The sequence below is a fragment of the Paenibacillus sp. FSL P4-0113 genome (genome assembly GCF_038009305.1).
Lineage (GTDB): Bacteria > Bacillota > Bacilli > Paenibacillales > Paenibacillaceae > Paenibacillus > Paenibacillus polymyxa_D.
In genome coordinates, this window is record NZ_JBBPAZ010000001.1 from 1,230,352 (window position 1) to 1,244,208 (window position 13,857).

General features: G+C 45.1%; 12 protein-coding genes. All 12 read right to left on the reverse strand.

The window, feature by feature from the left end:
* Positions 1–98: 98 nt before the first annotated feature.
* The 12 genes from MKX46_RS04925 to xseA all read right to left on the reverse strand — a co-directional run bounded on the left by MKX46_RS04925 (position 99) and on the right by xseA (position 13,855).
* Entirely contained in the window at positions 99–1,799 is a 1,701-nt protein-coding gene (locus MKX46_RS04925; RefSeq protein ID WP_341070957.1) for a methyl-accepting chemotaxis protein, read from the reverse strand.
* A 303-nt stretch (positions 1,800–2,102) separates the two neighbouring features.
* Positions 2,103–2,852: a class I SAM-dependent methyltransferase gene (locus MKX46_RS04930; RefSeq protein ID WP_341070958.1), complete on the reverse strand. Its 750-nt coding sequence runs from the start codon at positions 2,850–2,852 to the stop codon at positions 2,103–2,105.
* Between the two features lie 380 nt (positions 2,853–3,232).
* Positions 3,233–4,036 (reverse strand): sporulation transcription factor Spo0A, encoded by an 804-nt coding sequence (gene spo0A / locus MKX46_RS04935; protein WP_029517271.1) that lies wholly within the window; start codon positions 4,034–4,036, stop codon positions 3,233–3,235.
* 216 nt (positions 4,037–4,252) lie between these two features.
* On the reverse strand, positions 4,253–5,413 hold the full coding sequence (gene spoIVB / locus MKX46_RS04940) for a SpoIVB peptidase (RefSeq protein ID WP_069012724.1): 1,161 nt from the start codon (positions 5,411–5,413) through the stop codon (positions 4,253–4,255).
* A 123-nt stretch (positions 5,414–5,536) separates the two neighbouring features.
* On the reverse strand, positions 5,537–7,255 hold the full coding sequence (recN, locus tag MKX46_RS04945; RefSeq protein WP_029517269.1) for a DNA repair protein RecN: 1,719 nt from the start codon (positions 7,253–7,255) through the stop codon (positions 5,537–5,539).
* 58 nt (positions 7,256–7,313) lie between these two features.
* The gene (ahrC, locus tag MKX46_RS04950; protein WP_013310809.1) at positions 7,314–7,763 is read right to left on the reverse strand and encodes a transcriptional regulator AhrC/ArgR; all 450 of its coding nucleotides are present in this window, start codon (positions 7,761–7,763) and stop codon (positions 7,314–7,316) included.
* A gap of 16 nt (positions 7,764–7,779) precedes the next feature.
* Positions 7,780–8,256: a hypothetical protein gene (locus tag MKX46_RS04955; RefSeq protein WP_029517268.1), complete on the reverse strand. Its 477-nt coding sequence runs from the start codon at positions 8,254–8,256 to the stop codon at positions 7,780–7,782.
* A 155-nt stretch (positions 8,257–8,411) separates the two neighbouring features.
* Entirely contained in the window at positions 8,412–9,263 is an 852-nt protein-coding gene (locus MKX46_RS04960) for a TlyA family RNA methyltransferase (protein WP_029517267.1), read from the reverse strand.
* A gap of 76 nt (positions 9,264–9,339) precedes the next feature.
* On the reverse strand, positions 9,340–11,238 hold the full coding sequence (dxs, locus tag MKX46_RS04965) for a 1-deoxy-D-xylulose-5-phosphate synthase (protein WP_341070959.1): 1,899 nt from the start codon (positions 11,236–11,238) through the stop codon (positions 9,340–9,342).
* A 107-nt stretch (positions 11,239–11,345) separates the two neighbouring features.
* Entirely contained in the window at positions 11,346–12,269 is a 924-nt protein-coding gene (locus tag MKX46_RS04970) for a polyprenyl synthetase family protein (RefSeq protein ID WP_069012726.1), read from the reverse strand.
* On the reverse strand, positions 12,241–12,501 hold the full coding sequence (gene xseB / locus MKX46_RS04975; RefSeq protein ID WP_013310814.1) for an exodeoxyribonuclease VII small subunit: 261 nt from the start codon (positions 12,499–12,501) through the stop codon (positions 12,241–12,243). The genes MKX46_RS04970 and xseB overlap by 29 nt, the downstream gene beginning before the upstream one ends.
* A complete protein-coding gene (xseA, locus tag MKX46_RS04980) occupies positions 12,491–13,855 on the reverse strand; it encodes an exodeoxyribonuclease VII large subunit (RefSeq protein WP_081317622.1) in 1,365 nt (454 codons plus the stop codon). Before xseA ends, xseB begins: the two co-directional genes overlap by 11 nt.
* Positions 13,856–13,857 lie beyond the last annotated feature (2 nt).

Below are 13,857 nucleotides of genomic sequence, written 5' to 3' on the forward strand. Positions count from 1 at the left end.
ATCTCCACTCTTTAATTGCAATGTATTAATAAAAAACAGAAAAAAGCCGCTCACAATAGAGCAGCTATTCCTCTGAGACATAAAAAGCAGTATATGAATTATACTTTGAATTTACCAATTTGCCCTTGCAGATCTTCTGCCATTTTGGACAGGTTTCTTGCAGAGGAAGCAATTTCCTCCATCGATGCCAGTTGTTCTTGAGTCGCAGCAGACACGTGCTGTGTCCCGGCTGCAGCCTCTTCAGCAATTGCTGAAATTTGTCTGACAAAACCAACAATCTCATCAGTACTTGCAGACATTTGTTCTGATCCGGCAGAAACCTCTTCAATTTCACTGGCCACTTTATTTACGGTTTCCTGAATGAGTTCAAAGGATGCGCCTGCATTTTGTACAACTTCACGACCTGTCATGACATCCTTCCCGTTGGACGCTACCGCCTCAATAGCATGGGTAGTATCCTTTTGAATCAATCCCACAAGCTCCGTAATTTGTTGAGCAGAATGAGCCGATTGTTCAGCCAACTTGCGAACTTCGCCTGCAACTACAGCAAATCCACGACCATGTTCTCCTGCACGGGCCGCTTCAATCGCAGCGTTCAAGGCAAGAAGGTTGGTCTGACTAGAAATATTGGTGATAACATCAATGATCTTGCCAATTTCGTCTGAGCGCTCTCCCAATCCGGCCATGAGATCTGCCAATCCATTCATCGAATCATTCACGGCGTTCATCTGCGTAACTGCCTGTTGAATCATCTGGTTACCTTCAGCCGATTTATGGGCCGCATCTTGCGCAGATGCGAATACATTTTGCGCGCGGATGGCGATTTGCTCAACACCGATAGACATTTCCTCAATAGCTTGGGACGATTTCGTCACCATATCTACCTGGTCTCCTGTTCCAGTAGCTACTTCTTGCACCGTTTCGGTTATTTGTGCAGAAGCTTGGCTATTTTGCTCTGCGCTGGCCGTCAATTCTTCTGAGGAAGTGGTTACCAGCTCAGTCGTCTTACTCACAGATTGAATCAGTTCACGAAGGTTCTCAACCATGACATTGAAAGAATGTGCCAACGTACTGATTTCGTCCTTGCCCTTCACAATGATATCTTCACTTGTAAGATCACCCGATGCGATACTTTCAGCAGCACGACTGATTCGCAAGATAGGTTTAGAAATAATTTGGGCTATGATGATTGCCATGATCAATGCTAATATAACGGCTGCAACGCTCAAAACGATGACCAGTTGTCTACCTGAAATAAAGTTGTCAACCGCTTCTTTCGTAGTTTGTTTAGATCCATCTGCATTCAATTTAATGAGCTGACTGATCATATCGTTTGAACTATACCATAACTTATAGGACTCTTGATGAAGGATGCTTGATTGAGTGTAATCATTAGCTTTACCCGCTTCAATCACTTCTGGCAACTTAGCCAAATACTCCGTATAATTTTTGGAGAATTCTTCATACATTTCGCGTTCTTTAGGGGTAGCAATTAATTTTTCGTATGTTTTTCGGCCGTCCTCAACCTTTTTTAGAACCTTATCAAATTCGGCCTGAACCTTCTCCATTTCCTCCGCGTCGCGTTCTACAATAATGTTTAATGAGATCCGCTCTACATCAGATATATCACCATTTAGTGTTCCCAGGATAGTCACACTTGGCATCCAATGGCTATCGATTGCCATCGAAGTGTCACCTAATTTTTTCATTCTGGAGATAGATGTTGTACTAATGACAATCAATAATATTATTACCGCAAGAAAACCCAATATCAATTTTGTTCGAATGTTAAATTTCATATATTCGCTCCTCAGTTCTCTTTATAATTAGATACTATATCGACAAGAAACGACACATAGTTTATATCAAAATTAAAGAGAATTTCAGAACTGTCTACAAAAGGAAAATTTTTCTTTGTGATGGTTAGTGCAACTGATTCAGGTTTATATTATATACCTCTTGTAGAGCATTATGTTTTATAATTCCCAACAATTGTACCGTCATATATAGCAAGAGAGATGCTGAATATCTTTATTCACTTATACCATCAAACTTATAAGGTTTAAAAAAAGAATACCCAAAAACAGGTATCCCTTTATATTTTACTTCCTAGCAATTACCATAAATCGTTCTGAATTTGTCCTTATTCCTATTTCGGTTTGGTTCTCCAAAATAAATTGTTGGAGTATTTGAAAATCAATTTCTTCTTCTCCGAAGTTAGGAATAATTGGAGTGTATTTCAAGAGAAATATTAAGTCTGCAGGAGTCTGATAATATTCGGTTGCATTGAATTCAAATGACTGTATGTCGTTAAAGCCCGCATCACTTAATTCCGTAATATATTTAGCTTTTAACGAGTCTTTCTTAGCACCCCATGCCTGTCCTCTTCCAAACGCTTCTTTAATATTTAATTTGTCGTTTTCGCTTACTTGCTGTGTCAGGAACATACCACCCTTTACTAACACCTTTTCTATTTCTTTTGCATAAAAACATGAGTGTCGAGAAGAGATTACATTAAAGAAGTTCTCAGGAAAATTTAGATTTTCAGCACCCATCTGGAGAAAACGAACATTTGCTATGTCTGATTCAGCAGAATTCTTGGTTGCTGTTTCAATCATTCCGGTGGAATGGTCAATCCCAACTAGAAGTAATGCAGAATCTGCTATTGATAAAATGGCTTCCCCGCCGCCAGTACCGATGTCAAGCAATATGTCCGACTTCTTGCATGTCTTCGCTACTTCATTGTAGAAGTCCCATTTTACGCCTTTGGAGATACATTTCACCTTACTGAAATCCCATCCGTTGATTTTTCCAATCTTATCATAAAACTCTTTATACTCTATTGAATTCATTTACTTTTCACCTTCCAAATAAGGATAAAAGCTACGGGCTAGCAGACCGATATTCAAAATTTTAGTTTGTTTAGTCAAAAGGATAGACTCCCCCCTTGACGGCTGGTACGCGTTTTTTTCCAACCCGGAAACTAAATACTTCGAACAGTACGGAAAGACATCCGATTCACCTCATTTGAAAGATTGTTTTAATTATAAAAAATACCGCTCCTTTACTGGTGTCTGGAAGAACCAATAAAAAGGCGGTATTAGTTGTCTACTATTCAGAAGTTAATCGGTATCGGGACGACTGTTATGGAGATTCGTAGCCGTCCCTACAATTATCATTCATAAATGTCAAAACCCAAGAATTCCTTGCTTTATCAATCATTCTGATCCTTTCAGGACACCTTGTTCTCAATTCTCAGCTTATCTGCCACCATCGCTATGAACTCACTATTGGTTGGTTTGGACTTACTGATATTAATGGTGTAACCGAACAGGTGTGAAATACTGTCGATATTTCCGCGGGTCCATGCTACCTCGATAGCATGACGAATGGCGCGTTCTACGCGAGATGCCGTCGTTTTGAACTTTTCGGCAATTGCCGGATATAATGTTTTGGTGATGGCTCCTAAAATTTCGATATTATTGTACACCATCGTAATGGCTTCACGTAAATATTGATAGCCCTTGATGTGAGCTGGTACACCAATTTCATGTATGATGGCCGTGATACTGGCATCCAGGTTTTTCGTCTTACCCATAGGTACAACGTTGGACCGCATGGATGAAATGGTCACCGGACTGCTGTTAACTAACTGAGGTCCCACCAATTGGCGAACACGGTTAGCCAGCACTTCCATGTCAAACGGCTTCAAAATATAATAAGATGCCCCGAGCTGTACGGCCCTCTGTGTAATATTTTCTTGACCGAATGCAGTCAGCATAATGATTTTCGGCTGTGGAGTCAGGTTCATTTCTCTCAAACGCTCCAATACACCCAGACCATCCAGATGAGGCATAATAATATCCAAAATAAGTACATCAGGTATGTTGCGGGATTCTGCGATGCGTTGGAGCACTTCTTCGCCGTTATAGGCGATTCCTGTAACTTCCATATCCTCCTGATCGGAAATATATTCAGCAAGCAAATTCGTAAATTCCCGGTTGTCATCAGCCAACAATACCTCAATTTTTTGCAATGTACTTCCTCCTCATTGAGTGATATTCCATTGTGATATCTGTTTACAGTATATAAATATTTCTTGTCGGAGTATATGATTTCGACATCGAATTATGAATTCCTTCTGTCGAAAATTATTTTTATTTATTTTTTTTATAGTTTCTATTATAATTGATTCTTTATCTTGCAATTATGAGCTATTCCCCTGCTTTTCGACAAAAAAATCTTAAGGCCACTAGCTCGCCTTAAGATTAGAAGATGATTTTAAGCTTACGTTATTCTGCATGATTCCTGCATCGCGCAGCATCCATTCGATAAAACAACCGTAACCTGATTTAGGATCATTCACAAATACATGTGTTACAGCCCCGATAAGCTTACCATTTTGGATGATCGGACTACCGCTCATTCCTTGCACGATTCCCCCGGTCTTATCCAACAGCTTTGGATCTACAATACGAATCACAAGTCCTTTGGTTGCCGGTTTGTCCTGCTGAGAAATGTGTACAATTTCCGCCTGAAACCGCTGAATTTGTTGACCTTCCAGTACAGTCAAAATTTCTGCAGGTCCTTCCTTTACTTCATTCGCAAGAGCCACCGGAATAGGAGTCGAATACAATCCATATTGCGGCTCATCTGACATTTTCCCAAAGATTCCGAAATTCGTATTTCGTTCAATATTTCCTAATACCCGATGATCTTTGAGAAAATGAGCGCGTTTTTCTCCTGGTTCCCCACTTTGGCTTTTCGCAATTGATGTCACATTGGACTGCACAATCTCTCCGCTTCCCACGACAATAGGGGTTTGGGTATTCATATCGGTAATTACGTGGCCCAAGGCCCCGTATACACCTTGGTCTGGTGCGTAAAACGTTAATGTACCTACACCTGCAGCCGAGTCCCTAATATACAACCCAAGCCGCCATGCTTTATCATCCTGATCATATGCTGGTGTTAACTTGGTGGAAATGGTCTGCTCACCTCGACAAAGCGTAATGTCGAGCGCCTTTTTATTCTTACCTGCTTCGTCTACTACTTCAGCAACCCTTGCCAGGCTATTGAGTGGTTTGCCGTTCATGTGTGTAATCCGATCCCCTAGGCGAATCCCCGCTGTTTCACCAGGTGATACCTTACGATCATTACTTTCCTGAATGATATGGTGACCGACGACAAGCACTCCTGAAGATTTTACTTTAACCCCAATCGTCTGCCCTCCCGGGTATACTTTTAAATCGGGAATTACACTTTCTTGGGTTGTCCTCACGCTTTTAGAACCGAACAAATCCAAAGAAGCTTGTGGAGGCAGCGCTGCTTGCACATGCTGAGCGTTACCGATAGAACACATAAGAAAAACAAGCAAAAGACCGAGCAATTTGATCCTGGAGTAAAAATTCAATGGCTGTCACGCTCCCTTTGCTTCTTTCGCTTGACGAGTAAAGGTGGTCGCCAATTGCGTACCTATAAGGTAACCTTGCCCCCAGGCTTTTATAACTGTTAAACATTACGCCGGCCGCTCTTTTCAGGCTTTCTTTCCTTCCGCCAAATTCAGCATTTCCTGTGCGTGATGCAATGTTTTTTCGGTAATTTCCACACCGCCCAGCATCCGTGCCAATTCTTTAACACGCCCGTCCTCCGTAAGTCCCTCAATTTGAGTCATGGTCCGTCCGTCATGAACATTTTTCTCAATAAGGTACTGATGATCTGCCATACATGCCACCTGTGGCAAATGAGTAATGGAGAACACCTGACAAACGGAAGATAAACGATATAGCTTCTCGGCAATGGATTGAGCTGCACGACCACTCACCCCAGTATCCACCTCGTCAAAAATGAGTACTGGAATTTGATCATGACGCGCAAAAATACTTTTCATCGCCAACATGATACGTGATAGCTCACCGCCTGAAGCGATCTTACCAAGTGGACGTAATGGCTCACCTGGATTAGGGGAAATAAGAAATTCAGCATTATCAATGCCCTGCTTGGTAGGTCTTACCTTCAGACCTTTGTACTCATATCCGCGTGGATCTTCAATTGGATCAATGCGCACCTTGAGTGACGTTCTTTCCATCTGTAGGTCTTTTAACTCCTGCTCCACTTGCTCTGCAAGCTCTTCAGCGCAAATTTCACGTGCTTCTGTAAGCTCTTCCGAAATCTCAAGCAAATCGGACAGCAACTCGTCCCGTTTTGCAATGAGCTGCTCCAGCCGCTCATCTTTATTTTCCAGCAGATCGGTTTCCTGCTCAATACGGCTATAGTATTCCAAAATCTGCTCTATACTATCACCATATTTTCGCTGTAATCCGGTAATTTGATTCAAACGTTGTTCCACTTCATGCAGCTTGCCTGGATTAAATTCAATATCCTCACGATAAGAACGTAATTGGAATGCTGCGTCCTCCAACTGGTAAAAAGCAGACTGAATCTGCTCTGCAATGGGCTGAAGGCTTTTGCTGTCATAGTTTTGGACATCGTTCAATCTGGACAACACGTTATTGATCGTATCCAGTCCACCTCTGCCGCTTAAGAGTTCGTATGCTCCTGATATCCCATCCATCATTTTCTCACTATGGGATAGCTTGACCCGTTCTTCTGCCAATAATTCATCTTCTCCCAATTTCAACTCCGCCGCAGCGATCTCTTCTAGTTGAAATCGGTACATATCCAAAAGCTGATAAGCCTTTTGACTGGAGCTTTGCAGTTCTCTTACTTCTTTTTCCGCTTTGACAAAAGCATTGTAACGCTCCCGATAAAGCGTTTTGACCGGACCGATCACCGAATCACCGAACGTATCCAGCAGCGCCAGATGGCGATCTGCACGTAGCAGGCTTTGATGCTCATGCTGCCCGTGTATATTGACGAGTTGTTCACCTACCTCACGCAGCATCGTTAAATTAACCATCTGGCCGTTAATTCGAGAAGAGCTTTTTCCCTGAACCGTAAGTTCACGACGAATTAGCAAATGCTCCTCCGCATTAGCCTTAATCCCTTGTTCCTCAAGTGTATTCCAAACGGGATGTTTTACTGGCAGTTCAAACAAGGCTTCCATCTCTGCTTTATCACAACCGTAACGTACTAAATCAGCAGAGCCCCTACCGCCTGCAATTAGCCCAAGCGCATCGATAATAATGGATTTACCAGCACCTGTTTCCCCGCTCAACACATGAAACCCTTTATAAAAATGAACATCGACGGCCTCTACGACCGCCAAATTCCGTATAGACAAAGTGACCAGCATCGTTCTTTCACCTCTATGATGTACAAATTAAAACGCCTAATATGCGTAGCCATTATAATTAGGAAATGTAGCCCATAAGACGATTCACGATAGCTTCGCTGTTTTCTTCCGATCGGCAAATAATCAAAATGGTGTCATCTCCACTAATCGTACCCATAATTTCGGACCATTCAATATTGTCCAATAAAGCAGCAATCGAGTTGGCTGTTCCCGGCAGACACTTCATCACAATCAGATTGGTTGTGTAGTCAATATGCAAAAAGTTATCAACCAACGTACGTTTCAGTTTCTGGGCTGGATTGTAGCGCTGATCTGAAGGCATCGAATATTTATATCTGCCATCGTCCATTGGGACCTTGATGAGCAGTAGCTCCTTGATATCACGCGATACGGTCGCCTGTGTGACCTGAAAACCAGCCTTACGCAATGCTTCAACCAGATCATCCTGCGTCTCAATCTCATGTTGTGAAATAATTTCCCTAATTTTAATATGTCGTTGACCCTTCATATAATCCTCCTATGGATTAACCTTCATATTCCTCTTCTTCGAGGTCTTCCACTAATGTAATAAGGCGAATACTTCGCTCGTCCGTATCAACGTACAATACACCCGCGCAACCCGGATAGAGCAATAAATACGGCATGAGCCTGTCCCTTAAATCAGGACCACTCCACTCCATTGGTTTCTTGCGGCGTGACGTTTTGACCATATATGTCGAACCGTTTCGTACAGCCACGTAGTCTATAAACAAACGGCTATACACGGTATGTCCGTTCACTTTAAAAGCAAGCGGTATTTTCATCTTCCCGCCCACTACTTCATATCCTGCTTCTTCGAGTAGGTGTGTGGCAGGTCCTTCGTCCAAGTCCTCGTTAATCGGTATCGTCTTTAGCACAAGCGGCTCTGGCTCCTTCAACCAGGCACGTAGGCTATACAAAGCCCATATTCCTAATATCACCCCGATCACAGCGATGATAACCGTATCATATCTTGTGTCCATGGACCGATCACCTCATGGACATATTCTAGGACAAGATGTAAAATCCCTTTTCCTTTGTACATCTCATTATAGGCGAACGTGAGTTCTATAATCAATCCCTCACACCAAAAAGAGGTTCCCTTAAGTTCACAGAACTCATGGAGAACCCCTGAATGTTACTTACGCGATGGACCATTATTAAAAGTCTGACCTGCTTCCTGAACGGTACGTTCAATCAGTGGTCTGAAATCCATCTTCTCCAACTGCGATTCTGCAGCAGGAAACCCATCCAAACGCCAATGCGCTAAAAATTCAATATTGCCTTCTCCACCTGTAATAGGTGAATAAGCCAAACCTTGCAGCGTAAGTCCAAGCTCATGTGCAAACATCAGAATGGTCTGCAACACTTCTTTATGCGTAGCAGGATCACGGACCACACCGGATTTTCCGACCTTTTCGCGTCCAGCTTCGAATTGCGGCTTGATTAGAGCTACAATATCAGCAGGTTGATGCAACAAGGCAAGCAACGGGGGCAAAATAATACGTAATGAAATAAAGGAAACGTCAATACTAGCAAAATTCGGCACGGAACCATTCAAATCCGCGGGTGTCATATATCTGAAATTCGTTTTCTCCATTACGCATACTCGTTCATCATTACGAAGCGACCAATCCAGCTGGTTATAACCCACATCAATGGCGTATACGTATTCAGCTCCATGCTGAAGCGCACAATCCGTAAAACCTCCAGTGGACGAGCCAATATCCAGCATTGTCCTGCCCTTCATATCCAGCTCAAATTGACGGATGGCCTTCTCCAGCTTCAATCCTCCACGGCTTACATACGGATGCACCGAACCCTTAACTTTAAGCTCGCTGGCGCGTGGTACCTTCATCCCCGCCTTCTCGATCCGTTCGCTGTCCGCCAGCACTAGCCCAGCCATAATCGCAGCTTTAGCTTTTTCACGGCTTTCAAAAAAGCCTTGTTCTACAAGTAATACATCAATGCGTTCCTTCGGAACAGACATGTTAATCTCCCTTTAGGCAGCCAGGCTGCTCTTGTCATACTTTTTATAAACGTCATGGTCTTCACTTCAAGTTACCCTATACAGATTGTCCCATGCCATATGCTGGCTCAGCAGCCCATTTACGCAACTTTAAGCATACATCTTCAATGGTGAGACCTACTTCAGCACGCTGCTCTTTGATGGAGCCATGCTCCACGAACAGATCGGGAATCCCCATTAGGCGCACCTGTGCCTCTTGTATTTCGGCTTTAGCGTAAAATTCCAGTACAGCGCTACCCAAGCTTCCTGCTTCAGAAGCTTCTTCCAATACGATCAGCTTCGTATGCTGACGAGCCAGCTCACGCAACATATCCTCGTCCAAAGGTTTCAGGAAACGAGCATTCACGACGCCCACTTGCAAACCTTCCCGTTTCATCGCCTCCGCAGCCTCTGTCGCCACCTGGAGCATCGGTCCTGATGCAATTACAGCAAAGCCCTCACCCTTACGCAGGAGCTCCCAACTGCCGATGGGAATAGCCTGTAATTCTTTATCCAACGGCACGCCAACCACATTAACACGTGGGTAACGATAAGCAATTGGACCATCATCATAGTCGAGCGCTGTTTTCATCATATGACGTAGCTCGTTCTCATCCTTTGGCATCATAAGCACAAGATTGGGGATATGACGTAAGAATGCCACATCAAACACGCCATGATGAGTTTCCCCGTCAGCCCCAACAAAACCTGCACGGTCAATCGCGAACATTACGTTCGCATTATGACGACAGATATCATGCACAATCTGGTCATAAGCACGCTGCATAAAAGTGGAGTACACCGCAAACACCGGCTTCATCCCTTCCATTGCCAACGCAGCACACATGGTAGCTGCATGCTGTTCAGCAATGCCGACGTCAATCATACGGCTAGGAAACTCTTTACTAAACGGTACCAAACCTGATCCGCCAGGCATAGCGGGTGTGACCGCAACGATGCGCTCATCCTGCTCAGCCAGCTCAATCAACGTTCGACCGAAAATTTCCGTATACATCGGATTACCTACAGCTTTGAGTACCTGACCCGATTCAATTTTGTAGGGACTGATTCCATGCCATTTGTGTGAATCTGCTTCCGCAGGTTTATAGCCCTTGCCCTTGGTGGTTACGACATGCACCAATACAGGGCCAGTGACATTATCAGCCTGCTGGAAGGTTTCGATTAGCTTCGGCAAATCATGTCCGTCCACTGGACCGAGATACGTAAGTCCCAGCTCTTCAAACAGTACACCAGGCACCATCATATATTTAAGACTGTCCTTGACACGGCCAGCCGATTTGGCAAGTTTACCGCCGATCGCGGGTATTTTTTTCAGCAAAACTTCCAGCTCATCTTTTGCCCGCAAATAATGGCGGTCCGAGCGGATTTTACTCAAATAATTATGCATGGCCCCTACATTAGGTGCTATGGACATTTCGTTGTCATTCAGAATGACCATTAAATTTTTGCGCTCATGTCCGATATGATTCAACGCTTCGAAGGCCATCCCCCCAGTCAGCGCGCCGTCTCCGATCATTGCAATGACTTTATTGTCCTCGCCCTTCAAATCTCGAGCCAAAGCCATTCCCATTGCGGCCGACAGAGAAGTGCTGCTATGACCGGCTTCCCAAACATCATGCTCGCTCTCACTTCTTTTTACAAAACCACAAAGTCCATCACGCTGACGAAGTGTATCAAAACGGTCCATTCGCCCTGTCAATATTTTGTGTACGTAGGCTTGGTGCCCAACGTCATAAATCATCTTGTCCTTCGGACTGTTATAGCAATAATGCAGGGCGATCGTGAGCTCAACCACTCCCAGATTCGATGCCAGATGCCCCCCAGTCACGGACAGCTTCTCAATCAAAAAGCTCCTGATTTCCTCGGCTAGAGAAGCCAACTCCTCAACCGACAGTGATTTCAGATCGCCTGGTTGCTTTATGTGTGGAAGCAGCACGCATATCTCCCCGCTTTCCTTCAAGTTTGTGAGTAAAGTTAACAAGTATTATATCACACTTTTTGACTGTGCTTAAACGCAGACAAGTCAAAACAGCTCTAACGCAACTAATGATCACGCTTCATCAGGTAATCGGCTATCTCCAGCAAACGAGAAGAATCGGGGATACCACTCTCTATTATCACTCTTTTAGCAGATGCGGTGAGTTCCTCTACCTGCTGCAAAGATGCGTCCATACCAATGAAATACGGATAGGTGACCTTCTCTTGTTCAACATCACTTTGCGTTTTCTTACCCATTTTACTCTCATCGCCTATGAGGTCCAGTATATCGTCCTGTATCTGAAAAGCCAGCCCCAAATCTCGTCCAAAGCGTCGAAGCGCCTCTAATTGACCCTTGTCCGCCCCACCAATCCGTCCACCTGCCAAGAGCGAGAAAATAATCAAATCAGCCGTTTTATGAAGATGGATATATTCCAGTTCCTCGATCCCCGTCATTCCTTGCTCGCCTGACATATCGGCGACCTGTCCGCCTACCATGCCCCGCGCGCCACTCATTTCGGACAAATCCTCAACTATGGACAATAGCGAATCAGACGAAACACCGTGACGCCGTCCTGCTTGCACAATACTGTAAAAGGCATGGGTCAACAAAGCATCACCCGCAAGGACGGCAACCGCCTCGCCGTATACCTTATGATTCGTCAGCTTACCTCGCCGATAGTCATCATCATCCATGGCTGGCAAGTCGTCATGAATGAGGGAGTACGTATGTACCATTTCTACCGCACATGCCACTGGCAGCGCAGCTTCCCTGCTTCCACCGAATGCTTCAGCAGCAGCGATCACAAGCAGAGGCCGCAGCCGTTTTCCGCCTGCGGTGAGTGAATAATTCATGGATTCTCGAAGAACATCGGGAATGTCCCAATCGGCCGGGAATTGCTCGGTCAGTGCGGACGAAACCGCATCCGTCGTCCCGGTCAAATATTCCTTGAACGACGGTCTATTCAAGTCCTTCACCGCCGTTTTCATCCAGTCCCCCACCAAAAGGCTTCTTGCGCAAATCTCCATCCTCTTCCACGATCATTTCAATTTTACGTTCAACCTGCTCCAGCTTCTGACTGCAAAGTTGAGACAACTTCATCCCCCGCTGGAACAAATCAATGGCTTGCTCCAGAGGAACGTCTCCATGCTCCAGTTGTCCGACAATTTCTTCAAGAGCAGCCATAGCCGCTTCAAAATTCAATTCCGTTTCATTCGCCACCGTGCTTCGCGTCCTCCTTCATTCCCCATACTTGGCAGTCCAACTGCCCATCACTCACTTTAATCTTGATGGAATCTCCCGGCTGTACGTCTTTGAGCGACTTAATCAGCCGTTTTTCCTGCTCATCGTATACCAAGCTATAGCCTCGGGCCATGACTTTGAGTGGGCTCAGCGCATCCAGTTGACGAATTCCCGTGTGCAACTGCTGCCGTCCCGTTTTCGTAATAGCACGCATCGCAGACTCCAGCTGACGTTGCGCCATATCCGTCTGCTTGCGTGCTGAACGAATTTGTTCACGCGGATTAAACCGTTCTAGTACCTGACGCATACGTGCGTTCTTTTCTGCGTTCAAACGAGAACGGTTACGCGCTGCGCGGATTAGACGCTGATGCAGCATGTCCATTCGCTCTGCATGCTGTAGCATATAGCGGCGTGGGTGCAGCAGGACTGGTGAACGCTGAAGCCTCGCCAAGCGTACACGGCTGGTTTCCAGCCGCTGCCGGAGGGCGTTACGCAACCGTTGCTCCCGCTGGAGCAGCTGATCCCGTAGCTCTGCCTGATTAGGCACGGCCAACTCGGCTGCTGCGGTTGGCGTTGCCGCACGTAAGTCAGCCACAAAATCGGCAATGGTAAAATCCGTTTCGTGTCCAACTGCCGAAATAACCGGAATGACCGATGCGTAAATGGCGCGCGCAACCGCTTCCTCATTAAACGCCCACAGTTCTTCCAACGAGCCACCTCCCCGTCCGACAATCATCACCTGAACCTCTTGCATACGATTCATAGTTTCAATTGCCTTGACGATCGAGGGGGCGGCACCTTTTCCTTGTACAAGCACAGGATACAACACAATTCCAGCCTGCGGGTATCGCCGTTGAAGTGTCGTAATAATATCACGCACAGCCGCTCCAGTCGGTGACGTAATCACGCCAATGGTTACTGGATGGGCAGGGAGGCTACGCTTACGAGCAGTATCAAACAGTCCCTCTGCATCCAGCTTTTGCTTGAGCTGCTCGTAAGCTAAATAAAGGCTTCCTATACCATCAGGCTGCATTTGAGTCGCATAAAACTGATATTGTCCATCTCGTTCGTACACGGATACGTTTCCCCGGGCAATAACACGCGTACCTTCTTTCGGTACGAAAGGGAGCCGCTGATTATGGGTTGCAAACATAATCGAACGTATGCGGCTCCCCTCATCCTTGAGCGTAAAGTACATGTGACCACTTGAATGATGCGTAAAATTAGAAATTTCCCCGCGTATCCATACATCAGACAGCACCTGATCCGACTCCAATTTCATCCGGATATAACGATTCAGGTCCTTTATAGAGTAAATACGTTGTTCAGCCACAG

Coding starts and splice junctions, on each gene's coding strand:
- MKX46_RS04925 (WP_341070957.1), bottom strand. CDS start 1,799: ATGAAATTTAACATTCGAACAAAATTGATATTGGGTTTTCTTGCGGTA.
- MKX46_RS04930 (WP_341070958.1), bottom strand. CDS start 2,852: ATGAATTCAATAGAGTATAAAGAGTTTTATGATAAGATTGGAAAAATC.
- recN (WP_029517269.1), bottom strand. CDS start 7,255: ATGCTGGTCACTTTGTCTATACGGAATTTGGCGGTCGTAGAGGCCGTC.
- ahrC (WP_013310809.1), bottom strand. CDS start 7,763: ATGAAGGGTCAACGACATATTAAAATTAGGGAAATTATTTCACAACAT.
- MKX46_RS04955 (WP_029517268.1), bottom strand. CDS start 8,256: ATGGACACAAGATATGATACGGTTATCATCGCTGTGATCGGGGTGATA.
- MKX46_RS04960 (WP_029517267.1), bottom strand. CDS start 9,263: ATGTCTGTTCCGAAGGAACGCATTGATGTATTACTTGTAGAACAAGGC.
- MKX46_RS04970 (WP_069012726.1), bottom strand. CDS start 12,269: ATGAAAACGGCGGTGAAGGACTTGAATAGACCGTCGTTCAAGGAATAT.